The organism is Kitasatospora phosalacinea, assembly GCF_000717185.1.
GTDB lineage: Bacteria > Actinomycetota > Actinomycetes > Streptomycetales > Streptomycetaceae > Kitasatospora > Kitasatospora phosalacinea_A.
Map to the genome: position 1 here is coordinate 17,884 of NZ_JNYE01000011.1, position 22,648 is coordinate 40,531.

Sequence of the window (22,648 nt, forward strand, 5' to 3'; positions counted from 1 at the left end):
GCGGAGGGATTGTCCCGTGTGTCCCAGCGCACAGCTCACCAGGCCAACAGCTCCGTTGACAAGAGCTGCCGGGAAATTGGTGTAGACCTTTGATCGATCGAGGGCTCCGCCCCAGGTGGGCGCCGCCCCGGCGCGCCCGCCGGTCCTCCCGACCCCTTCCCGCCCCCCGCGCCGGTCAATCCCGCGCAACGCCTTGACGCTCCCGCCCGCCGGTACTCCACTGACAGTGCGCGACTCACTACTGTGCGCAACAGAAACGGGGGTACCGCCATGACCGCCACCCCACCCCTCCCCGGCGACTTCGCGGTCGTCCGGATGGGCGGCCGCACCGGCCGCCTGATCCGGATCGGCCAGTTCCTCAACGGCGACGGCTTCGCCGACTACGAGCACGCCTTCGTGCACGTCGGCGACGGCGAACTCGTCGAGGCCCAGCCCGGCGGCGCGGTGCTCCGCCCGCTCTCCTCCTACGACGACCGCCCCGCGCTCTGGTCCACCGGCCGGGTCCCGCTCACCGACGGGCAGCGCTCCGCGATCGCCGCGGCCGCCCGCTCCTACGTCGGCACCCCCTACAGCTTCGCCGACTACCTCGCCCTCGCCGCCGTCCGCCTCCACCTCCCGATGGGGCCCCCGCTGCGGCACTACGTCGCCAGCACCAAGCACATGATCTGCTCCCAGCTCGTCGACCAGTGCTACCAGGACGCCGGGGTCCACCTCTTCGCCGACCACCGCTGGCCCGGCTACGTGACCCCGGCCGACCTGGCCCGGCTGCTGCTGTGACGGAACCCGGGGCCGGTCAGGCCGCGAGGTCCTGCTCCGGCTCGACGCGCGCGTGCACCGGAGCGAAGCGACCGGTCCGCGCGTCCATCACGTAGGCCTGCGCGGTCGCGAAGTCGAAGTACATCCCGACCAACCGCAGCGACCCGTCCGCGACCCGGCGCTCCACCGCCGGGTTGGCCATCAGCTGGTCGAGCTGCTGCACCACGTTGGTGATGCACAGCTGCTCCACCACGTCCGCCGCGGGGCGGCCCTCGAACTCGGCGGGGGCGCGCCGCAGCCGGTCGAGCGAGCTGCGGCCGTTGCGCAGCCAGCGGGCCAGCGCGGTGGGTGGACCGGCCGCCTCGGTGACGCCGTCCAGCAGGGCCTTCATCGCCCCGCAGCCGGAGTGCCCGCAGACCGTGATCGAGGCGACCTCCAGGACCTCCACCGCGTACTGCACGGCGGCGGCCACCGAGTCGTCCGCGGCGCCCGGTTCGTACGGGGCGGGGACCAGGTTGCCGACGTTGCGGACGGTGAAGAGGTCTCCCGGGCCGGAGCTGGTGATCATGCTGGTGACCATCCGGGAGTCCGCGCAGGCGAGGAAGAGCTGCGAGGGCGTCTGGCCGTCCCGGGCGAGGCGGGCGAGCTCCTGGCGGACCAGCGGGGCGGTGTGCTGCTGGAAGCCGCGGACGCCGTCGAGCAGGCGGACGTGCGGGTCGTCCTCGCGCTGCTCGATGCAGTGGTGGCCGACCCAGGGCGTCCAGGCGCGGCAGCGGTGCGGGCCGGGGGAGCTGCCCGCCCGGACGGTGCCGTCCGGATCCAGCACGTCCTGCGGGCGGCGCTCGGTCAGCATCGTGACCTGGGCACCGGCGGCCTGCTGCCCGGTGCGCCAGGCGTGCAGCGCCTCGTACGCGGCGTGGTCCAGGAACGAGCCGTCGTGGTGGACCGTCACCCGCGCCCCGGCCGGGATCCCGCCCAGCGCCCGGCTCAGCTTGGGGACGGCCGCGAACGTCAGCGGGCCGTGGGTGCGGACGGTGTACGAGCCGTCCTCCTCGGCCAGCACGTCGACGTGGGCGCGGGTCAGCCGGTAGAGGGCGAGCAGCACGGCGACCGAACCGCCGAGCAGCACCCCGAGCGGGACGCCGAGCAGCACCACCCCGAGCACGGTGGCCAGGTACACCGGGAACTCGCGGTGCCGGTGCACCTGGCGGATGTGCGCGAAGCTGACCATCTGCACGCCGACCACCAGCACCAGCGCGGCCAGCGCGGCCAGCGGGATCCGCCGCAGCCCGGCGGTCAGCACCAGCGCGGCGACCAGCACCCAGCAGCCGTGCAGCACCGCGGACGCCCGGGTGGCCGCACCGGCCTGCACGTTGGCGGTGGAGCGGACGGCGCCACCGGCCACCGGGAGGCCGCCGAGCAGCCCCGAAGCCAGGTTGGACGCGCCCTGGGCGCGCAGCTCGCGGTCCAGGTCGCTGCTGCGGCGGGTCATCCGGTCGACCGCGACGGAGGACAGCAGGGACTCCACGCCCGCCACCACGGTGACCGTCAGCACCAGGCCGAGCAGCGCCGCCCAGTGGCCGGAGAGCAGGTCGGCCGAGGGCATCGAGAAGAACTGGTGGTGCTCCCAGACCGGGAGCTCGACCCGGGCCAGCCGCAGCCCGGCGATCAGCGACAGCGTGGTGGCGGCGGCCACCGCGACCAGCGCGGCGGGCAGCCGGCCCAGCCGGGCGCCGACCCGGCCGGCCGCGCCGGGCAGCAGGCCGAGCCGGGGCCAGCCGTACAGGACCGCCAGCGCCAGCAGGCCGACCACCAGCGCGGGCAGGTGCGGCCCGGCCAGCTCGCCGGGCAGCGAGAGCAGGTCGGCCAGGGCCGAACTGTGCGGCGTGCCGCCGAGGATGACGTGCAGTTGGGCGATCGCGATGGTCAGGCCGACGCCTGCCAGCATGCCGTGCACCACGGCGGGCGAGACGGCGAGCGCGGCGCGGGCCACCCGCAGCGAGCCGAGCAGCAGCTGCAGCAGGCCGGCGGCGACGGTGACCAGGCAGGCGGTCGGCCAGCCGTACTGGGCGATCACCCCGGCGGTGACCACCGTCAGCGCCGCGGACGGGCCGCTGACCTGCAGGTGGGTGCCGCCGAGGAGGCCGGCCACCAGGCCGCCGACCGCGGCGGCGACCAGACCGGCCGTCAGCGGGGCGCCGGTGGCGAGGGCGATGCCGAGCGAGAACGGCACCGCGATGAGGAACACCGCCAGGGAGGCGGGCAGGTCGTGCGCCAGCAGGGCGCGGGCCCGGCCCGGGGCCGGGCCGGCCGGCGGCGGGGCGTGGTCGGTGGTGTCGGAGGCGATGGGTGCGCTGGAGACGTCGAGGGTCATGGGTGTCTTCCCGTCTTCTTCCGGGGGAACGAACGCAGTCAGGTCCGGCGGGTGCGCCTGGTCGGATCGGCTGTCGTGGGTCACAGCGGGTGTGGCGGGTGCAGCGGGTGCAGCGGGTGCAGCGGGTGCAGCGGGTGTGTGGCGGGGCGGCCGTGCTGGCGGCCGCGCCGGGTGGGCGCGGCGGCGACGGCCTGCGGCGACCCGTGGTTCAAGAGTTGGTAAACCGAGAGTAATGGAACCTTTGCACAGCGTGTGCGACGAGTGCCAGCGCAAAAAGGGGTGTTCACCACATCGTGTGGCACCCCGATCGGGCGGGAATTTCCTGGTGGGGACGCCTGAGGGGCCGGTCCGGCCGTGGCGGGCGGACCGGCCCCTCGGGGTCGGCGGGTCGGGCGGCGGGCTCAGACCCCGGCGGTCCGGGGCTGCCCGGCGCCCAGCACGTAGTCCGGGTCGACCTGGTCGGCCAGGTCGGTGCCGACCTTGGCGTTGCCCCAGCTCTCCGCGTTGCGCAGGTGGAAGCGGACCGCCTGGGCGCTGTACCGGCGCGGGTCGCGCAGCTCGTGGGCGGTGTCGGCGGCCGTCTGCAGCCGGGCCAGCACCTCCCGGTTCGCGGGCTCCAGCTCGCGCAGCGGCGGCTCGTCCCCGCGCTCCAGCCGGCGCACCCAGCCGGACTGCCCGAAGCAGGCGTACAGGTCCTCGCCGACCTCGCGGCGCAGGAACTCCAGGTCGTCCGGGCCCTGCACCTTGTTGCCGACCACCCGCAGGTGGACGTCGAAGTCCTGGGCGTACTCCTTGTACTGGCGGTACACCGAGACGCCCTTGCGGGTCGGCTCGGCGACCAGGAAGGTCAGGTCGAAGCGGGTGAACAGGCCGGAGGCGAAGGAGTCGGAACCGGCCGTCATGTCGGTGACCAGGTACTCGTCCGGGCCGTCCAGCAGGTGGTTCAGCAGCAGTTCCACCGCGCCGACCTTGGAGTGGTAGCAGGCCACCCCGAGGTCCTCCTCGGTGAACGCGCCGGTCACCATCAGCCGGACCGAGCCCTCGTCCAGGGCGATCGGGCGAGCGCAGGCCGCGTACACCGGGTTCTCCTCGACGATCCGCAGCAGCCGGGAGCCGGGGCCGGGCGGGGTGGTCTTGATCATCTCCTCGGCGGAGCGGATCAGCGGGTTCTCGCCGCGCAGGTACTCCTTGATCTCCGGCAGGTGCGCGCCGAGCGAGGGGAGCGCGGCGGCCCGGGCGTCCGTCAGGCCGAGGGCCGGACCGAGGTGTTGGTTGATGTCGGCGTCGACGGCGACCACCGGGTGACCGGTGGCGGCCAGGTGGCGGATGAACAGTGCGGACAGCGTGGTCTTGCCGCTGCCGCCCTTGCCGACGAAGGCGATCTTCATCTCTGAGTCTCCGGCTCTCTGGCTCTGGCACTCGTCGGCCCTCGCCGACCCGATGCTTGTTGGAAACCGTTATCGTCACCGATTAGTGGTCATGCTAGCGGTGGTTTGCGGTGCCGCACATGAGGGAAGGGCGGATTGCCACGAAAGGGTGACCCGGGGGTTGCCTCCCGGCTGCCCCGCGGACTCATTACCCTCGGGTAGGTGACCACAGGAACTGACCCGCTCGCCCCGCTGGCCCAGCTCGACGGCGTCCCCGAGGCCGTCGCCGAGGTGCGCAAGAACGTCGACCGCCTCTACGGGCACCGCGTGATGCGGCGCCGGGCGGGCGAGGTGACCTCCGAATCGGCCCTGCGCGGCGCCCGCGCCTCGGCCGCCCTGGAAGGCGCCGACTGGCCGCTCGAGGAGGTCCGCCGCCGCACCGACTTCGGCGCCGACCCCGAGGCCCGCACGGTCGGCGCCGCGCTGCGCCTCTCCGCCGAGGCGGGCCAGCTGCTCAGCGTCTGGCGCACCTCCCCGCTCCAGGTGCTGGCCCGGCTCCACCTGCTCGCCGCCGGCGACGGCGACCCCGCGGCCGGACGCCCCCGCCGGGACGGCGAGCAGGCCGCACCGCTGTTCCCGCTGGAGGTTGCGGCCACCGAGACCGTGGCCACCGGGGCCCCCGACGGCCCGGTCGGCGAACTCCCGCCGCCGCCCCCGCCCGCCGAGGCGGCCGCCCGCCTCGACCAGCTCGCCGGGCTGCTCGCCGCCCGCGCCGAACGCCTCACCGGCGGCGCGCCCGCCCTGGTGGTCGCCGCCGTGGTGCACGGCGAACTGCTCGCGCTGCGCCCGTTCGGCAGCTACAACGGCCTGGTCGCCCGGGCCGCCCAGCGGATCGTGCTGACCGCAGAGGGGCTCGACCCGAAGGCGATCTGCCCCGCCGAGGTCGGCCTCGCCGAGCTCGGCACCGCCGCCTACCGCCGGGCCCTGCTCGGCTACCTGGAGGGCACTCCCGAGGGCGTCTCCCGCTGGGTGGTGCACTGTGCCGCCGGGCTCGGCCTGGGCGTGCGCGAGAGCACCGCGGTGTGCGAGGCGATGCAGCGCGGCATGGTCTGAGGCCGTCTGGCCCCCGACCGGTGCCGGTGCCGGAACGCAGTTGCGGCGGCGCCCGAGACTTCCGGGCGTCGCCGCTGGTACGGAGACCGGGTTACCAGAGCATGCACCGTTCAGTGCCCATCAGGCGGGGTCCTGTGCCCGTTCACCTGGTGCGGCGGCCCGTCAGCGGGTCGGCTGCATGTGGGTGCCCGATTGTCCGTACGTCGGTCCGTGGGGCCTTAACTGCGTTGTCGGTTCGACCTCTTGGGGTCCTTACCGGGTCTCGCGGGCCGTAACCCATTTCTACCTCAGATCGCCCGAAAGAGGAACCCGAAAACGGCGCCTTTGGCGGTTTGGGTCAAGGTTTGTCCGATTTGGCGAACCCGCCGGGCCTCCGGGGCGTGCCGCTCAGGCCGCCGCCGGGCGCCGCCGCCGCGCGCTGTACCAGAGCACCCCGGCCGTCAGCACCGCCGCGCCGACCGCCACCGCGGCCACCACCGAACGGCTCGGCGCGTGGAACTCCGGCAGCCTGCGGGTCAGTTCGACCGGCCGACTGAACACCAGCACCGGCCACTCGCGGGCCGTCGCCTCCTTGCGCAGCGCCCGGTCCGGGTTCACCGCCGCCGGGTGGCCGACCGCCTCCAGCATCGGCAGGTCGGTCGACGAGTCGCTGTACGCGTAGCAGTTGGCGAGGTCGTAGCCCTCCCGTTCGGCCAGCTCGCGGATCGCCGCGGCCTTGTTCTCGGCGTACGCGTAGTACTCGATCTCGCCGGTGTAGCGGCCCTCCTCGACGTGCAGCCGGGTGGCGATCACGTGGTCCGCGCCCAGCAGTTGGCCGATCGGCTCGACCACCTCGGAGCCCGAGCTGCTGACGATCACCACGTCGCGGCCGGCCGCGTGGTGCTGCTCGATCAGCGAGGCCGCCTCGTCGTAGATGATCGGGTCGATCATGCCGTGCAGGGTCTCCGCGACGATCTCCCGGACCTGCTGGACGTTCCACCCGCGGGTCAGTGCGGACAGGTAGGCCCGCATCTTCTCCATCTGGTCGTGGTCCGCGCCGCCGACCAGGAAGACGAACTGGGCGTACGCGCTCTTCACCACCGAGCGGCGGTTGATCAGGCCGCCCTGGTAGAACGGCCGGCTGAACGCGAGCGCGCTCGACTTGGCGATGATCGTCTTGTCGAGGTCGAAGAAGGCGGCGGTGCGGGGCACGCCGTAGCCGCCCCGGTCGGCGAAGTCGGCGTTCTCGTCGGCGTTCTCGGTGGTGTCCACGGGAACCGAGGATAGAGGGGCGACCAAAAGGGAGGGCCATTCGGTGGACCTGCGAGCGTGCGGGTTTGTGTTTCTGGCCGGTCGGGTACACCATGGAAGTCACGGATCGTTCGCGCGACCGTGCTAACCCGGTCCGGCTCCTCCCCCCCGAGCCGGGCCGTGGATAGACGACCCCCGCTCTCCCCCCCCGGCGGGGGTCGTCGCATGTCCGGGCCCGTTTTCCTTGGTAGTTGAGCTTCCAGGGAGTGGTGGTGCCAGTGGTTGCAGGGGGTGCTCCAGCGGCTCGGGAGCCGTTGTCGAGGGTTCTTCGCACGCCAAGTTTTTGTCACTCTGCGTAGTGGTGTGAGTGTCATATCGGTATACCCGATGCGTCAATTCCAAGTCGCTTTAGCCCCCGTCCGAGTGACCTCGGTTATCCACAGGGGCGAGTTATCCACAGGCAATCGGAAGTCGACTGACGCATTCCCCGCCGTCCTTCACCGTGGTGTCCGCGCCACCCCGCAGGGCCCCGTCCGGGGCACCGCGGGCGACGCGCCGTCAGACCGTCCCCGCACCACGGGAGGACCGCCTTGTCCGCCTCCGTCACCGATCCGCACGCCACCGCTCCCGAACCCCCGCCCGGGCCGCTGATCCTCACCGCCGACGACGCGCTCGCCGAGCAGCTCATCCGCCTGTGCGCCGCCGCCGGGGCCGAACCCCGGCTGCTCAGCGGCGCCCCGCCGCCCGCCCGGCTCTGGGAGGACGCCCCGCTGGTCCTGGTCGGCGACGACCTCGCCGAGCAGTGCGCCGGCCTGGCCCGGCGGCCCGGCGTCCTGCTGCTCGGCCTCGACCTCGACGACGGGGAGATCTGGGTCCGGGCCGTCCGGCTCGGCGCCGAGCACGTGCTCTTCCTGCCCGACGCACAGCCCTGGCTGCTCGACCGCATCGCCGACGCCACCGAGGGCGTCGGCCCGCCCGCGCTCACCGTCGCCGTGCTCGGCGGGCGCGGCGGCGCCGGGGCCTCCACGCTGGCCTGCGCCCTCGCGGTCTGCGCCGCCCGGGCCGGGCACCGCACCATGCTGATCGACGGCGACCCGCTCGGCGGCGGGCTCGACGTCCTGCTCGGCGCCGAACAGGCCGACGGGCTGCGCTGGCCCGACCTGGCCGCCTCCCGCGGCCGGATCAGCGGGGCCGAACTGGCCGGGGCGCTGCCAGAGCCGCACCGGCTCAGCGCCCTGTCCTGGGACAGGTCGGACACCCTGGCCATCCCCGCCGAAGCCATGCGCAGCGTCCTGGCGGCCGCCCGCAGACGCGGCGGGCTGGTCGTCCTCGACCTGCCCAGACAACTCGACGCGGCGGCCGCCCAGGCCCTCGAACAGACCGACACCGGGCTGCTCGTGGTGCCCGCCGAACTGCGCGCCCTGGCGGCCGCCGACCGGGTCGCCGCGGCCGTCCGGATGCGGCTCGCCGACCTGCGGGCCGTCGTCCGCACCCCCGGCCCGTCCGGGCTCACCGCCGCCGACGTCGCCCGCGGCCTGCGCCTGCGGCTCGCCGGAGAGCTCGCCCCCGAGCCCGGCCTCGCCCTGGACGTCGAACGCGGCGCTCCGCCCGGCCTGCGGGAGCGCGGGCCGCTCGCCCGGTTCTGCGGGCGATTCCTGACCGAAGCGATGCCGCCCGTCGCGGCGGCCTGAGGAGCGACCATGACCAACCGCTTGCGCACCGTCGACGCCCACACCGTCGACGCCCACACCGATTCCCACATCGATTCCCGCGCCGCCGTCCACGCCGAGCCCCGCACCGACCCCCACGGCGACCCCCACGGCGACCTCCGCGGCACGGACGGCCACCAGGGCGAGCAGCGGGCCCTTCGGCGACCGATCGCCCGCACCCACCGGCGGGTCGCCGTACCGCGCCGCCGGAGCCTCTCCAGCGCCCCCTCAGGGCCCGCGGGGGCCGCCCGGCCGGTCGGGGACGGGCTGCCCGTCCCCGAGCCCCGGCAGGTCCCTCCGGTGCGCTACCTGCAGCCGCCCGCCGCCCCGGCGGACGAGGGGCCGCCCACCGGCCCCGCCGCCGGGCCGAGCCCGGAGGAGGCCGCCGAACTGGTGGACGCCGTCCGGATCCGGCTCGCCGAGGTCGGGGCGCCGCCCACCGCCGGGTCGGTCGCCGCCGCCCTGCGCGCCGCCGGGCCCCCGCTCGGCGGGGCCGACGTGCTGACCGCGGTGCGCAGCCTGCGCGCCGAGATCGTCGGCGCGGGCCCGCTCGACCCGCTGCTGGCCGAGGACGGCGTCACCGACGTCCTGGTCAACGGCCCCGACCGGATCTGGGTCGACCGCGGCCACGGCCTGGAGCGCGTCCACCAGGTGCGCTTCCCGAACGCCGACGCCGTCCGGCGGCTCGCCCAACGGCTGGCCACCGCGGCCGGGCGCCGCCTCGACGACGCCCGGCCCTGGGTCGACGCCAGGCTTCCCGACGGCACCCGGCTGCACGCCGTCCTCCCGCCGATCGCCGCCGACTGCACCCACATCTCGCTGCGCACCAGCCGCAACCGGCCCTTCACCCTCGCCGAACTGGTCGCCGCCGGGTCACTGCCCCCGGCCGGGGCGGACCTGCTCGCCGCCGTCCTGCGGGCCCGGCTCTCGCTGCTGGTCTCCGGCGGCACCGGCACCGGCAAGACCACCCTGCTCGCCGCCCTGCTCGGCCTCGTCCCCGGCAACGAGCGCATCGTGCTCGCCGAGGACTCCGCGGAACTGCGTCCGGACCACCCGCACGTGGTCCGGCTGCAGTCCCGCCCGCCCAACCAGGAGTCGCTGGGCGAACTGACCCTGCGCGACCTGGTCCGGCAGGCGCTGCGGATGCGGCCGGACCGGCTGGTGGTCGGCGAGGTCCGCGGCGCCGAGGTGGTCGACCTGCTGGCGGCCCTGAACACCGGCCACGAGGGCGGTTGCGGCACGTTGACTGAACTAACTTCGATGTTCTCGCAGGTCAGTGACCTAATGGCTGCTTCGCCGTTACGCGGGGCATGAGAGATGAAGAAGGGGCCGTCCGTGATCCCCTGAGGCTGGTTATCCCCTTGGCGGGAGAGTTGCGGGAGACGGGCCTGATGAGCGAGCCGTACCAACTGGTCGACCCGGCCGGGGCGGTGGTCGTCGAGGTCGCCCTGTTCTTCGCCGAGCTCATGGCCTGCTGCAAACCGGCGACGACGATCCGGTCCTACGGCATGGACCTGTTGCGGTGGTACCGCTTCCTGTGGGCTCTCGGGATCTCCTGGAACAAGGCCACGCGAGCGGAAGCCCGCGACTTCACCCGGTGGTTCCAAGTCGTAGACAAGCCAAAGAAGTTGCACTGGCGATACGAGCGCCGAGGGCTCGCCGAAGCGCCGGTCAAGTCGCCGAAGCGCCCGCTCCCGGGCACCCCGAACGCGGTCACCGGAAAGCCCACGCCGGGCAGGAAGTACGCGCCGAGGACCATCGCGCACAGCGAGACCGTGCTGCGGACCTACTACGACTTCCACCGCGATGAGGGCACCGGCCCGATCCTGAACCCGTTCCCCCAAGACCGCCGGCGCCAGCACCAGACCGCCCGCTCGAACGCCCACCACAACCCGATGGAGCCGTTCCGGAACGAGAAGCGGGGCCGCTACCGCCCGAGCATCCCCAAGCAGAAGCCCAAGCGGATTCCGGACGAGCTGTTCAACGAGCTCTTCGTCAAGCTCAAGTACAACCGGGACCGGGCCCTCCTGGCCTTCTGGGTTTCGACCGGAGCCCGTTCCGAGGAACTCCTCACCAGCCGGCAGAAGGACGCTTCGCCGGGTGAACAGCTCGTCGGCGTGATCCGGAAGGGAAGCCGCGACTACCAGCGGCTTCCTGCATCGCCGGACGCCTTCGTCTGGCTCCGTCTCTACCAGGAGGAGCTTCGCCGCGACGGCGTCCCCAGGGGTCCGGGCCAGCCGCTGTGGTGGACGCTGCGGCGGCCCTGGCGCCCGCTGCAGTACACGGCCGCCCGAGCGATGTTCATCCGGGCCAACAAACTCCTGGGGGCCAACTGGACCCTCCACGACCTCCGGCACACGGCGTCCTACCGCATGGCGCGCGACAAGGATCTGCCGCTGACGGACGTTCAGTGGGTCCTTGGTCACAGCCTGTTGTCCACCACGCAGATTTACCTGCCTGCCAGCGAGGACGAGATGATCGCGAACCTTCTCGCCCACCACGCCCGCCAAGAGCAACGTCGGGAGAACCCGCTGCCGGCCCCGCCCAGCCCCGGCTACAACCCCCAGTCGATGAACATCCTGTTTGGAGGCCCGCAGTGACGACGACTGCGGCGGATGCCGCTCGCGAAGTGGCCGTCACCCCAGGAGAGTTGGACCTCTCGGTCGCCCGACGCGCCCTGCAGGCCAAGCTCGCCCAGTTCCCGGCACGCACCAACCCGCCCGGCTGGCAGGCGACAGAGCTGTCCCGCACGGGCATCGTCGACCAGATCCGAGTGCCAGCCAAAGGCACCCAGGGCCACCAGCGCTGCTGGACCCGCCGCCACGGCGCCGACGCTCTCCTCCAGTGGCTGGAGGCCTTCCCCGGGAGCAACTGGCAGCAGCGCTGGGACGCGTCCCCGGCCCCGCAGGCCGCCGGCTACGAGTGGCTCGATGCCGCCAGCCAGTGGACCCGGGACCAACCAGGCGTGAGAGACCGGGCCCGCAGCGCGCTGGCAGCCGGAGCGCTCACCCTCTACGCCCTGGACGTCGTCCGGCCCGGACTTGACTGGCTGCTGCACCGCCAGTCGCGCCACTTCCGGGAGATCATGGCGGACCAGCGGGACCCGGAGGGCTTCGCCGAACTCGAAGCCCTCGCCGGACCGGAGGTCTGGTCGTCGAGCCCAGGCCTGGAGGCCCGAGGCCAGATCGCCCGGCTCCTCGCCGCCAAGGGCGGCACCATCCGAGACATCACGGTCGGCGACTGCATCGAGACCCGCGAGATCCAGAGCACCTTCACCTTTTCGACCGGAGCCCTGTTTTACCGCTGGCTCCGCAGCCTGGACATCTTCCCGCCCGACGCCCCGGCGAGCCTGCGCTACCACTCCAGGCGCGTCGGACAGCTCAGCCCGGCCGACATGGTCGACCGCTACCAGATCCAGTGCCGGCCGGTCCGGGACCTCCTCGTCGCCTACCTCATGGAGCGGCAGCCATCCCTGGACCACACCTCCCTCGACGACCTGTCTCGCGTCCTGGCCTGCCACTTCTGGGCGAACCTGGAGAGGCACCACCCCGGCATCGACAACCTCCGCCTCCCCCCGCAGATCGCCGCGGCCTGGAAGGACCGGATCCGCGTCAAGCGCCGTCGGGAACGACAGCCCGACGGCCGCGTGATCGAGGTCGAGAGCCCGCGCGTCAGCTACATCCCGTTGATCACCTCCGTCCGCGCGTTCTACCTGGACATCGCCCAGTGGGCCGTCGACGACCCTGCCCAGTGGAGCCGATGGGCCGCTCCCTGCCCCATCAGCGACTCGGAGATCAACTACAAGAAGCTCGTCCGCCAGCAGAAGGCCCGCAAGGATGAACGGACCCGCGCCCGGCTGCCCGTTCTGCCCATCCTCGTCCGGGCCGCCGACGAGGCCCGCAAGGCCGCCAGAGACCGCCTGGACGCCATGAGGGCCGTCCCGGCGGGTGAAATCTTCACCGTCTTCGGAGAGACCTTCAGACGGGCCGCCAGCCGGCGGAAGGGCTCCAGGAGCCAGCTCGAAAGCACCTGGGTCTTCGACGCCGAAGGGCGACGGCGTGACCTCGGCTGGGAAGAGCACCGAGGCTTCTGGAGCTGGGTCGCGGTCGAGTTCCTGCGCCACACCGGGGTCCGCATCGAGGAGATGCTCGAAGTCACCCACCACAGCCTGGTCCAATACACCCTGCCCACCACCGGCGAGGTGGTGCCGCTCCTCCAGATCGCCCCTTCGAAGACGGACGAGGAACGCGTCCTCCTGGTCAGTCCGGAGCTCGCCGACGTGCTCAGCGCGGTCGTCTTCCGCGTCCGCGGCCTCAGCGGAGTGATCCCTCTGGTCGAGCTCTACGACCAGGCCGAGAAGCAGTGGACCCCGCCCATGCCGGCCCTGTTCCAGGCACCCGACGGGGGACACCACCAGCCCATCGCCGCCGCCGTGATCAGGCGCTTCCTCAACCACCTGCTCACCCTGACCGGGCTCACGGACAACACCGGTCAGCCGCTGCAGTACCAGCCGCACGACTTCCGCAGGATCTTCGTGACCGACGCGATCATGAGCGGACTCCCTCCGCACATCGCCCAAATCATCTGCGGGCACGGCAACATCAACACCACGGTCAGCTACAAGGCGATCTACCCGCAAGAGGCGATCGAAGCCCACCGCGCGTTCATCGCCCGCCGCCGGTCACTGCGGCCGAGCGAGGAATACCGTACGCCGACCAGCGAGGAATGGGACGCCTTCCTGGGCCACTTCGAACGCCGCAAGCTCTCCATCGGGACCTGCGGCCGAGCGTTTGGGACCGACTGCATCCACGAACACGCCTGCATCCGATGCTCCATGCTCCGCCCCGACCCCGCCCAGCGCTCCCGCCTGGCCGAGATCCACGACAACCTCATCGCACGGATCGAGGAGGCCAAGCGCGAAGGCTGGCTCGGCGATGTCGAGGGCCTGGAGATCCACCTCGCTGGCGCCACCCAGAAACTCGCCCAACTCGACGCGGAGGCAGACCGAAAGCAGCAGGCCATCCATCTGGGCATGCCCTCGTTCCCCGACTCTGCCGCCGTGAACACCTCCACTCCTTAATGGAAACAGCGTTGCTCCGGAAGAACGCCGAGGTTTTTCACGGACAGAGCGATCAGGAACTGGGTTGCTGCTGCCGGGAGCGGTCGATGGCCGCCTGGAGGATTTTCCGGGTCCGCTCTTCAGCGGTCCCGTCGTGTTGCGGTGACAGAATGACCTCGCGGAAGTCGGCTGGGGTAAGTGAGTTAAGGGTGTATGGGTCTAGCTTTCCCGGCGCGTTCAATTCGTAGCGTGTGTGCCTGGAGCCGTACTTACCCACTGTCAGCATCACGACCCTGTTAACACCCGCGGCCTCCAGCAGGATCCGGGCCCACTCCAACGACTGGCCATGAGTGGTGAAGTCATCGAACACGACCACTGTTTTGCCTGCCAGCTTCCCCTTGTACTTGGCGCCAATGTGCACAGTCGTGGCCTGGGTGGCGATCGACACGTTCGCCATCCGGCCCGCCCGGCGAGCTGCGGCCCGCTCCCGGCTGGTGTCCATTGCGGCGGTACCGCGCACCAGCAGGTCCTCGCGGTAGTAGCCATGGAACAACCGGGTTGCCTTGTCCAGGTAGGTAGCCAGTCGCTCGCTGACCACACCTACCTTGCTGCTGGGGTAGACGCAGATATAAGGATTGGCTGGAATGAGACCCTCAAGATAGGCGGAAGCCAGGACAGTAAACATCAGGAGGTCCCGCGCTTCCTCGCTGCCGACTTCGATCCGCCTGTCGTACGTGAACACGTCCTTCAGGTCGAACTGGCTTTTCGGGCGGGTGGACGGCAGTACTGCGGAAGCCGGAAGCAGGGAGCGCAGTGACCAGGACGCTTGGTCCAATTGGTGAGACCAGATTGGGGCATCGCTCAGGTAGTCATCGAGGATTTCGGCGATATCGCCAGGATTTTCCGCGGCCAGCGCGGTGACACCGCCGGGTATGCGAGCCGACCACAGGGCATGGACATACAGGACGCCCGAGTTGATCGCCGTGCGCCAATCAAGGTTGCTCTGTCCGACGTACAACAGTTCGTTGCGGGCAATATCGAGCTTGTCGGTAACGACGTCGATCCAGTCGGGAGAGCCGCGACGCTTACCAGAGGGGACATCCGCGTGGCGGATGTGCGCGGCCGGCTCTGGGTAGCCCGTCATCTCACCGCGCTGGTGCTCGGTAAGCGGGTCGGTGCTGAACAGCACCCAGTCGATGCCTCGGGTCCCTAGTCCGTGCACCAGCTCACGCGCGTCGATCGCCGCCTGGTGGCCCAGGTCGGTCAGGGTCTTGTAGTCGAAGATCACTGCTCGGACGGCCATGTGGCACCCCTCTGCTCGAGCTGATCGATACGTGCCCGCAGTCGCTTGAAGTCCTCGGGGGTGAGCTGTCGCAGCTGGGCCTCGCGCTGCAGTTGTCGTTCGACCAACTGCAGGCCGAACGCCGAGTGACCGTAAGCATTGGCCAGGGCACGGCAGCGGGCGTCGAACGCGCGGCGGCCAGCTGGGTCGAAGATATCGAGCAGCTGCCCCGTGGGCTGCTCGGCAACCGCTCGGGTCAGGTCTCCCGCGCCCGGCCAGGTGAATCCAATCAGCGGCCGCTTGTAGGAGGTGGCAAATCGCACTGTGTGCGCGGTACCGCCGGTGTACTCACCTTCGGCCGCGACGACCAGATCGGCCAGACCCGCCTGGAGTCGGTTGCGCTGCACGAACTGCGCCTTACGGTAGCGCTCACCGGGCAGGTACTCGCTGGCCACACACCCGCCCGAGTGAACGATCATGGCGCGCAGGTGGGCTGTTTCAGCAGGGAAAACCAGGTCGGTGCCATGGCCGAGGAACGCGACGTTGCGTACGCCGTCGCGCAAGGCGGCGTCGTGGGCAGCCGCGTCGATTCCGTTGGCAAGGCCCGACACTAGGGTCATGGGATAGGCAGCCATGGTCCGCACGGCAGCCTCCGTCGCCCGCACGCCCTCAGCACTGGCTTTACGTGTGCCGACGACTGCTACGTGCGGGCCAGCAGCCAAGGCGTCTGGGTCACCCTCGACGAACAGCCACAGTGGTCCGTCCGGCAGACTGGCCAGCCTCTTCGGCACGTGCGCCGGGCCCACGACGCGGACGCCCCTGATCGCCAAGCGATCAGCCGCTGCTGCGGCATCTTCAACAAGCCGAGCCCCGCTGTTGGCCACCTCCTGTGCGGCGTTAGTGGGAACTCGGCTCCGTGCCAACGCATCGCGCAGCACCTCAGGCTCCAGCTCGAACAGCACGCCCAGCCGCTCTCCGAAATCCCGCACGATCGACCGTAGAGCCTTGGTCCCCATCCCTCGGACAGACCCCAGCGCAAGCAGTGCCACTTCGAAAGGCACCTGCGTTGCCACCGGCGCCTCGAGCATGCTTGGCCGCGGCGGTACTGCAGGCAGGAGCAGACCAGGTAGGGCCTCCTGTTCGCTGGCCTCGCCGGAGATGGGCTGCTCGCCCGCGGCCGCTTGCTCCATGCAGACACCCTACCGGCGTACCACTACCAGCGACGTGCCTGTCCGCCAGACAGCGGCTGTGGGCGGTAAGCGGTCGGACAACCAGCCTCCGTGCTTAGTTCAGAGAAGGCACCGTCCACGCCAACACCGCGGCCGACGTGCCCGCCCGGCTGGAGGCGCTCGGCTCGCTCGCGGGCCTCGACCGGCACTCCCTGCACAGCCAGCTCCGGGCAGGCCTCGACGCGGTCGTCCACCTCGGCCGGGACCGCGCCGACGGCCGCCGCCGGGTCACCGGGCTCCACCTGCTCGTCGGCGGCCCCGAGGGCCTGACCTCCACCGCTGCCGCCGTCCACTTCGAGCGCGACGGCCGGGCCCACCCGGGCCCCGGCTGGGCCCGGCTGCGGGAGCTGTGCGCCGAACGCGGCGTCGACCTGCCGCCGCGCCCGGACGCCGTCGGGTCAGACGGGTCGGACGGGGCGGACGGAGTAGCCGGGGCGCCCGGGGCGCCGGAGGAACCCGGAACGGATGTCACCGAGACCGCTGAGGAGACGACATGACGGTGGGCCGACTGGAGTGTGCCTGGGTGCTCGCACTGTGCGTGATCGGGGCGGTGGCGTGGCACCTGCTGCGTTCCGCGGTCAGGAGGCCGTGATGGTGGTGGCGGTCATGACGGACTCCTGGGTGCCCGCAGGAGCGTTCGGCCCGTACGGTGCGGCGGGTGCGGCGACCTTGCTGGGGGTCGCCGCCGGGGTGGTCGGCGGGCTGTGCGGGGCGGGCTGGCTGCTGGGGGTGGGCCGCCGGGCGCGCGGCGGCGGTCGGGCGCGGCGGGTGCTGCACGGGCAGCGGGGCCGAGCCGGGGCGGGTGGCCGGTTCGGCCGGGCGCGGGCGCTGTGGCGGCGTCGGCGACCGGTGTGGCTGGTGCCGGAACTGGTGCTGCTCCCGTTCGGGGCGGCGGCCGGGTACGGCACCTCCTCGGTGCTCCCGCTGCTCGGGGCGGCCTGCGGAGTGGTCCCGCTCCGGCGCTGGCGGGCGGGGCGGTGCGCGGCCCGGGCGGCGCGGCGGCGGGCCTCGGCGGTGATCGACCTGTGCGCGGGCCTGGTCGGCGAACTGCGCAGCGGCGCCACCCCGGGGCAGGCCATGCACGCGGTCCTCAGCCGTGCCGCCCCCGACTGGGGCCGCCGCCTCGGTGCCGAACCCGCGGCCCGGCTGGCGGCGGGCCGCTACGGGGCGGACCTGCCCGCGGCGCTCCGCCTGGTGGCCGAACTGCCGGGCGGAGCGGGCGCGGCGGCGATGGCGGCCTGCTGGCAGGTCAGCACCGAGAGCGGAACCGGCCTGGCCGCCGGGCTGGAACAGGTCGCCGACGCACTGCGGGCCGAGCAGGCCCTCGCGGAGGAGATCGCGGGTGAACTCGCGGGTCCGCGCACCACGGTGGCGGTGCTCGCGGCGCTGCCCGCCGTCGGCCTCGGCCTGGGCGCGGCCCTCGGGGCGCACCCCGTCCACGTCCTGCTGCACACACCCGCGGGGCTGCTCGGCCTGCTGTCCGGGGCCGTGCTGGAGGCGGCCGGGATCGTCTGGACGGCCCGGATCGTCCGGGCCGCCGAAGACGCCCCGGCCCGCCCCCGGTCGGCCGGGCCCTCCGCCGCCCGCTGCGGGATCTCCCGGCGGCGCGGGGCGCTCCCGGCCGGGGCCCTGCCGGGGACGGCGGAGGGGTGGGCGGGCCGGTGGGGGTGAGCGGAGCCGGGCAGCGGCGAGGGGTGGTGCAGGTACGTGGCGATCCAGCGGGCGCGGCCGAGCAGGGCCGGTGCCGACGAGTGGCGAACGAGGGAGACGAGGTGCAGACGATGGCGGTCCTGGCGCCGGTGGCGGTGGCCGGGCTGACCGGGGAGGTGCTGGTGGGGCTGCGCCGACGGGCGGCACGCCGCCGGGTCGAGCAGTGCGTTCCGGCGGTGTCGGCCTCCCGGGCGTCGGTCTCCGCGGTGTCGGTCTCCGCGGGGCGTGACGGGTGGCGCGGGCGGGCGGGGGCCACCGTACGGCGGTGGTTCGGACGGCTGGCGGGCGACCGGCCGCGGGCGGTGCTGCTGGGCGTGTCGGTCGGGGTGCTGGTCGGCGGCGGGGCGGGGGTGGTGGCCGGGGTGCTGGCCGGTTCGGCGGCCTGGCGGCTGTTGCCCCGGGTGCGGTCGCCGGGCGAGCGGCGGCGGGCCGCGGAGCACGACCGGTTGGTCCGTCAGCTCCCGCTGACCGCCGAGCTGTTGGCGGTCTGCCTGGAGTCGAACGGCTCTCCGGCCGAGGCGGCTGCCGCGGTGGCGGACAGCGTGCCGTCCCCGATGCGGGAGCGCCTCGCCGGAGCAGCCGCCCGGCTCGCCCTCGGCGCGGGGCCGGAGCACTGCTGGGGGCAACTGGCCGAGGAGTGCCCGCCGCTGGCCCCGCTCGCCCGCTGCCTGGCCCGCACCAGCCTCAGCGGCACCCCGCCGGCTGCGGCCCTGGCCGGGCTGGCCCAGTCCCAACGGGCGGCCGCTGCCCGTTCGGCGCACGCGAGGGTCCGCCGGGCGGGTGTGCTGGCGACCGCACCGCTCGGGCTCTGCTTCCTGCCCGCCTTCGTGCTGATCGGCGTGGTGCCGGTGGTCACGGGGCTGACCGCGGCCTTCTCCCAACGCCTGTGAGGCTCCGCCGTCCGTGCGCCGGGCCCGTCCGGGGCCGACCAGTTGCACCTGCGTCGGTCCATATCGATCCACGCCAGTCCGCAACGGTCCACGCCGACCCACATCCGTTCAAGTCCGTTCTCCCAGAAGGGGTTCCTCATGAAGAAGCTCGTACGGACCGCCCGGCCGATCGCCGTACTGCTCGCCGCCCGCAGGCTCGGTGGCTGGCTCCGGCACCGTTACCGGAGGGCGGCGGCCGGTCCGCCGGACGCGGGGATGAGCACGGCCGAGTACGCGATCGGCACCGTGGCGGCCTGTGCCTTCGCGGCCGTGCTCTACAAGGTGGTGACCAGCGACACGGTCTCCGGGGCGCTGTCCGAGATGCTCGACCGGGCCCTGCATGCGGTCTGACCGGAGGCCCGCGGGCGGCGGCCGGGGCGCGGCGGACAGCGGGATGGTCACGGCCGAGACCGCGGTCGGGCTGCCCGCCCTGGTACTGCTGGCGGCGATGCTGACCTGGGGCGTGGTGGCGGCCGGAGCCCAGATCCGCTGCGTGGACGCGGCCCGGATCGGGGCCCGGGCCGCCGCCCGCGGCGACACCGACGCGCTGGCCCGGGCCACCGCCGCGGCGCCGCGCGGCGCGAAGGTCGCCATCGACCTGGACACCACCACCGTCCGGGCCACCGTGGAGGCCCCCTGCCCGGGCCCGGGGCGGCTGGCCGCCCTGCTCTCGGTCCGGCTCACGGCCACGGCGGTGGGTGCCCGGGAGGACGTGCCGGTGGGTGACGGATGACGTGGACGACCGGAGGAGGTGGGCCCGTGCGGACGAGGGCGCGGGGGCGCGGGGTGTCGCCGGGGGCGGCGGGTGACCGCGGGTCGGCGACGGTGTGGCTGGTGGCCCTGGGGGCGCTCGGGGTGGTGGCCTTCTCGGCCTGCCTGATGCTGGGGTCGGTGGTGACCGCCCGCCACCGGGCCGAGTCGGCGGCCGACCTCGCGGCCCTGGCCGCCGCGGACCGGTTGCTGCTCGACGAGGACGGCGGCTGCGGGAGGGCCGTGGAGTTGACGAAGGCTCAGGAAGGGACCGAGCTGGTCTCCTGCCGGGTGCTCCCCGGGCAGGACGCGGTGGAGGTGGTGGTCCGGGCGCCGGTCCGCGGCGTCCCGGTGCCGCTGGCCCCGGCCCTGGCCCGCGCCCGGGCGGGCCCGGTCCGGGCCTGGGGCGGAGAGCTGGGAGGAGAACTGGGTGGGGAGTTGAGCGGGGAGTTGAGCGGGGCCGCGTCCACCGGTGGGCCCGACAGGCTCGGCGGACCCGACAGGCCCGGTGGGCCCGACCGGCTCGGTGGGCCCGACGGACGGGAAGTGCCCGGGCGCGGGGCGGGCACGGGCCGGGCCGGGTCAGTTGCTGTCGGCCGCGGCCTCCTCGGCGGCGGGCGGGGTCGGTGCTCCGGCGAGGAGGGTGGTGAGGAGGCGGATCGCGGTGGCCTTGTCGAGCGGTTCGTTGCCGTTGCCGCACTTCGGGGACTGGACGCAGGACGGGCAGCCGCGCTCGCACTCGCAGGCGGCGATGGCGTCCCGGGTCGCGGTCAGCCACTCGACGGCGCGCCGGAAGCCGCGTTCGGCGAAGCCCGCGCCGCCGGAGTGGCCGTCGTACACGAAGACGGTGGGCAGCCCGGTGTCGGGGTGCAGCGGGACGGAGACGCCGCCGATGTCCCAGCGGTCGCAGGTGGCGAACAGCGGGAGGAGGCCGATGGAGGCGTGCTCGGCGGCGTGGGCGGCGCCGGGGAGCTGGTCGAACGGGACGAGTGCGTCGAGGAGCTGGTCCTCGGTGACGGACCACCAGACGGCCCGGGTGCGCAGCGTGCGGGGCGGCAGGTCGAGCTTGCTCTCGCCGAGGACCTCGCCGGTGGAGATCCGCTTGCGGAGGTAGCCGACGACCTGGTTGGTGACCTCCACCGAGCCGAAGCTGAGCCGGGCCTCGCCCCACTCCTCGGTGGTGTCGGTGGACAGGACCGCGATGGAGGTGACGTCCCGGGCGGAGGTGGTGTACGGCGGGTTGGCGGGGGAGACCAGGGCGACCGAGGACTCCAGGTCGAACTCGCGGACCAGGTAGGTGCGTCCCTGGTGCAGGTGGACGGCGCCGGTGTGCACGGTGGTGTGCGCGGCGTCGGCGTCCACGGTGCCGAGCAGCCGCCCGGTGTCGGCCTCGACGACCTGTACGGGGCTGCCGCCGCTGCCGCGCAGGTCGACGCCGTCGGCGGCGCGCTCGCGGCGGGTCCAGTACCAGGACCCGTCCGAGCGCCGCCGCAGCAGGCCGCGCCGTTCCAGCACCGGCAGCAGCGGTGCGGTGGACGGGCCGAACAGCTCCAGGTCGGCCTCGGTGAGCGGGAGTTCGGCCGCGGCGGCGCACAGGTGCGGGGCGAGCACGTGCGGGTTGTCCGGATCGAGGACGGTGGCCTCCACCGGGGTGGCGAACAGCGCCTCGGGGTGGTGGACCAGGTAGGTGTCCAGCGGGTCGTCCCGGGCGATCAGCACCGCCAGCGCGCCCTGGCCCTCCCGTCCGGCCCGCCCGGCCTGCTGCCACAGCGAGGCCCGGGTGCCGGGGTAGCCGGCCAGCAGGACGGCGTCCAGGCCGGAGACGTCCACGCCGAGTTCGAGGGCGGAGGTGGAGGCGAGGCCGAGCAGTCGGCCGGTGTGCAGGTCGCGTTCCAGGGCCCGGCGCTCCTCGGCCAGGTAGCCGCCGCGGTAGGCGGCGACCCGGGCGGCGAGCGGCTGGCCGAGCTGCTCCTGGGCCTGCAGGGCGACCAGTTCGGCGGCCCGCCGGGAGCGGACGAAGGCCACCGTCCGGGTGCCGCCGTGCACCAGGTCGGTGAGCAGGTACCCCGCCTCGGCGGTGGCGCTGCGGCGGACGGGCGCGCCGTGCTCGCCGGTGTTCTCGGTCAGCGGCGGCTCCCAGAGCGCGAACACCATCGGGCCGCGCGGCGAGCAGTCCTCGGTCACGGCGGTGGCGGGCAGGCCGGTGAGCCGTTCGGCGGTGACGGCCGGTTCGGCGGTGGTCGCCGAGGCCAGCAGGAAGGTCGGCTCCGAGCCGTAGCGGGCGCACAACCGCCGCAGCCGGCGCAGCACCTGGGCGACGTGCGAGCCGAACACGCCGCGGTAGGTGTGGCACTCGTCGACCACGACGTACCGCAGCGCCTTCAGGAAGGAGGACCAGCGCGGGTGGGCCGGGAGTATCCCGCGGTGCAGCATGTCCGGGTTGGTCAGCACGTAGGACGCGTACTGGCGGACCCACTCGCGCTCCTGCGGCGGGGTGTCGCCGTCGTACAGCGCGACCCGGACGCGGTCGGGGACGAGTTCGGCGGCGCGCCGCCGCTGGTCGGCGGCCAGCGCCTTGGTCGGGGCCAGGTACAGGGCGGTCGCGCCGCGGCCGTTGCGGGCCTCGGTGCCGGTCAGCAGGTCGCTCAGCAGCGGGGCCAGGTAGCCCAGCGACTTGCCCGAGGCGGTGCCGGTGGCGATCACCGTGGTCCGCCCGGCGGCGGCCAGGTCCATCGCCTCCGCCTGGTGAGCCCAGGGCAGCACCACGCCCAGTCCGGAGGCAGCGGCGACCACCTCCTGGCGGATTCCTTCCGGCCAAGGCGCATACCGGGCCCCGCGGGCGGGCAGGTGCTCCGTATGGGTGAGGCGGTCCGACCTGCCGCGCTCGGTGGAAAGGGTCGCGAGCAGGGCCTCGGGCTGGTGGTGACGGGGCGGCATGAAGACCCAGTGTGTCACCGGCGTGACGGAGAATCGCTGTTAACCATCGTGCGCCCGTGGTCGCAGGTGGTTGAATGAAGCCCGTGACGGCCGCATGGCCGAGGGCCGCAACGCTGAGGCTCCGACCTGCCGGTTTGCCGCGCCCCGGCCCTGCGACCCTGCGGTGGCAGCCGCCGGGTTGAAGATCGCAATGACGTAGCAAG

General features: G+C 73.2%; 17 protein-coding genes and 2 pseudogenes. 12 read left to right on the plus strand and 7 right to left on the minus strand.

The genetic code is table 11. From position 1 onward, the window contains the following. Window positions 1–270: 270 nt before the first annotated feature. Window positions 271–777 (plus strand): hypothetical protein, encoded by a 507-nt coding sequence (locus OO57_RS06565; protein ID WP_033251343.1) that lies wholly within the window; start codon window positions 271–273, stop codon window positions 775–777. Window positions 778–793: 16 nt separating this feature from the next. Here OO57_RS06565 and OO57_RS38350 read toward each other — a convergent pair whose 3' ends face one another. From OO57_RS38350 to OO57_RS06575, 3 genes are all read right to left on the minus strand, one after another. After that, window positions 794–3,130, minus strand: a complete 2,337-nt coding sequence (locus OO57_RS38350; RefSeq protein WP_051776734.1) for a SulP family inorganic anion transporter — start codon at window positions 3,128–3,130, stop codon at window positions 794–796. Window positions 3,131–3,210: 80 nt separating this feature from the next. Beyond that, the gene (locus OO57_RS46685; protein ID WP_267884952.1) at window positions 3,211–3,342 is read right to left on the minus strand and encodes a hypothetical protein; all 132 of its coding nucleotides are present in this window, start codon (window positions 3,340–3,342) and stop codon (window positions 3,211–3,213) included. A 189-nt stretch (window positions 3,343–3,531) separates the two neighbouring features. Beyond that, on the minus strand, window positions 3,532–4,518 hold the full coding sequence (locus OO57_RS06575; RefSeq protein ID WP_033251344.1) for an ATP-binding protein: 987 nt from the start codon (window positions 4,516–4,518) through the stop codon (window positions 3,532–3,534). A 201-nt stretch (window positions 4,519–4,719) separates the two neighbouring features. Between OO57_RS06575 and OO57_RS06580 the strand changes: the two genes are divergently transcribed. Beyond that, complete coding sequence (locus OO57_RS06580; RefSeq protein ID WP_033251345.1) at window positions 4,720–5,610, plus strand: hypothetical protein; 891 nt, start codon at window positions 4,720–4,722, stop codon at window positions 5,608–5,610. Between the two features lie 387 nt (window positions 5,611–5,997). Here OO57_RS06580 and OO57_RS06585 read toward each other — a convergent pair whose 3' ends face one another. Next, window positions 5,998–6,861 (minus strand): HAD family hydrolase, encoded by an 864-nt coding sequence (locus OO57_RS06585; RefSeq protein ID WP_376058606.1) that lies wholly within the window; start codon window positions 6,859–6,861, stop codon window positions 5,998–6,000. Window positions 6,862–7,430: 569 nt separating this feature from the next. Here OO57_RS06585 and ssd point away from each other — a divergent pair. From ssd to OO57_RS06605, 4 genes and pseudogenes are all read left to right on the plus strand, one after another. Next, window positions 7,431–8,531, plus strand: a complete 1,101-nt coding sequence (gene ssd / locus OO57_RS06590; protein ID WP_033251346.1) for a septum site-determining protein Ssd — start codon at window positions 7,431–7,433, stop codon at window positions 8,529–8,531. Window positions 8,532–8,939: 408 nt separating this feature from the next. Further along, window positions 8,940–9,794 (plus strand): annotated as a pseudogene (locus OO57_RS06595) (TadA family conjugal transfer-associated ATPase); the annotation flags it as partial. Window positions 9,795–9,940: 146 nt separating this feature from the next. Then, the gene (locus OO57_RS06600; RefSeq protein ID WP_199811214.1) at window positions 9,941–11,149 is read left to right on the plus strand and encodes a tyrosine-type recombinase/integrase; all 1,209 of its coding nucleotides are present in this window, start codon (window positions 9,941–9,943) and stop codon (window positions 11,147–11,149) included. After that, on the plus strand, window positions 11,146–13,629 hold the full coding sequence (locus OO57_RS06605; protein ID WP_234337241.1) for a site-specific integrase: 2,484 nt from the start codon (window positions 11,146–11,148) through the stop codon (window positions 13,627–13,629). The genes OO57_RS06600 and OO57_RS06605 overlap by 4 nt, the downstream gene beginning before the upstream one ends. Before the next feature lie 52 nt (window positions 13,630–13,681). Here OO57_RS06605 and OO57_RS06610 read toward each other — a convergent pair whose 3' ends face one another. Continuing rightward, on the minus strand, window positions 13,682–14,896 hold the full coding sequence (locus tag OO57_RS06610; RefSeq protein WP_033251347.1) for a hypothetical protein: 1,215 nt from the start codon (window positions 14,894–14,896) through the stop codon (window positions 13,682–13,684). After that, the gene (locus tag OO57_RS39165; RefSeq protein ID WP_051776738.1) at window positions 14,893–16,080 is read right to left on the minus strand and encodes a DNA processing protein DprA; all 1,188 of its coding nucleotides are present in this window, start codon (window positions 16,078–16,080) and stop codon (window positions 14,893–14,895) included. The genes OO57_RS06610 and OO57_RS39165 overlap by 4 nt, the downstream gene beginning before the upstream one ends. A gap of 137 nt (window positions 16,081–16,217) precedes the next feature. On the opposite strand from OO57_RS39165, the gene OO57_RS45195 reads away from it, so the two are divergent. The 6 genes and pseudogenes from OO57_RS45195 to OO57_RS40730 form a co-directional block, all read left to right on the plus strand. After that, complete coding sequence (locus OO57_RS45195) at window positions 16,218–16,616, plus strand: hypothetical protein (RefSeq protein ID WP_033251348.1); 399 nt, start codon at window positions 16,218–16,220, stop codon at window positions 16,614–16,616. A gap of 94 nt (window positions 16,617–16,710) precedes the next feature. Then, window positions 16,711–17,790: a type II secretion system F family protein gene (locus tag OO57_RS40340; RefSeq protein WP_063737509.1), complete on the plus strand. Its 1,080-nt coding sequence runs from the start codon at window positions 16,711–16,713 to the stop codon at window positions 17,788–17,790. An 80-nt stretch (window positions 17,791–17,870) separates the two neighbouring features. Then, window positions 17,871–18,719 carry a type II secretion system F family protein gene (locus OO57_RS47165; protein ID WP_051776740.1) on the plus strand — a complete coding sequence of 283 codons (849 nt, stop codon included), beginning with the start codon at window positions 17,871–17,873 and terminating at the stop codon, window positions 18,717–18,719. A gap of 138 nt (window positions 18,720–18,857) precedes the next feature. Continuing rightward, window positions 18,858–19,109 (plus strand): DUF4244 domain-containing protein, encoded by a 252-nt coding sequence (locus OO57_RS06635; protein WP_033251349.1) that lies wholly within the window; start codon window positions 18,858–18,860, stop codon window positions 19,107–19,109. 43 nt (window positions 19,110–19,152) lie between these two features. Further along, window positions 19,153–19,491: a TadE family type IV pilus minor pilin gene (locus tag OO57_RS06640; RefSeq protein WP_234337242.1), complete on the plus strand. Its 339-nt coding sequence runs from the start codon at window positions 19,153–19,155 to the stop codon at window positions 19,489–19,491. Continuing rightward, window positions 19,488–19,841, plus strand: a pseudogene (locus OO57_RS40730) (Rv3654c family TadE-like protein); the annotation flags it as partial. The gene OO57_RS06640 and the pseudogene OO57_RS40730, both read left to right, overlap by 4 nt. Before the next feature lie 249 nt (window positions 19,842–20,090). Here OO57_RS40730 and OO57_RS06645 read toward each other — a convergent pair. After that, window positions 20,091–22,445, minus strand: coding sequence for a DEAD/DEAH box helicase (locus OO57_RS06645; RefSeq protein WP_033251351.1), 2,355 nt, complete (start codon window positions 22,443–22,445; stop codon window positions 20,091–20,093). Window positions 22,446–22,648: the final 203 nt, after the last annotated feature.

What these genes read in the sequence shown, in the direction of transcription:
- OO57_RS06565 (WP_033251343.1), top strand. Translation starts at nt 271, where the DNA reads ATGACCGCCACCCCACCCCTCCCCGGCGACTTCGCGGTCGTCCGGATG.
- OO57_RS38350 (WP_051776734.1), bottom strand. Translation starts at nt 3,130, where the DNA reads ATGACCCTCGACGTCTCCAGCGCACCCATCGCCTCCGACACCACCGAC.
- OO57_RS06575 (WP_033251344.1), bottom strand. Translation starts at nt 4,518, where the DNA reads ATGAAGATCGCCTTCGTCGGCAAGGGCGGCAGCGGCAAGACCACGCTG.
- OO57_RS06600 (WP_199811214.1), top strand. Translation starts at nt 9,941, where the DNA reads ATGAGCGAGCCGTACCAACTGGTCGACCCGGCCGGGGCGGTGGTCGTC.
- OO57_RS39165 (WP_051776738.1), bottom strand. Translation starts at nt 16,080, where the DNA reads ATGGAGCAAGCGGCCGCGGGCGAGCAGCCCATCTCCGGCGAGGCCAGC.
- OO57_RS40340 (WP_063737509.1), top strand. Translation starts at nt 16,711, where the DNA reads ATGGTGGTGGCGGTCATGACGGACTCCTGGGTGCCCGCAGGAGCGTTC.
- OO57_RS06635 (WP_033251349.1), top strand. Translation starts at nt 18,858, where the DNA reads ATGAAGAAGCTCGTACGGACCGCCCGGCCGATCGCCGTACTGCTCGCC.
- OO57_RS06640 (WP_234337242.1), top strand. Translation starts at nt 19,153, where the DNA reads ATGGTCACGGCCGAGACCGCGGTCGGGCTGCCCGCCCTGGTACTGCTG.
- OO57_RS06645 (WP_033251351.1), bottom strand. Translation starts at nt 22,445, where the DNA reads ATGCCGCCCCGTCACCACCAGCCCGAGGCCCTGCTCGCGACCCTTTCC.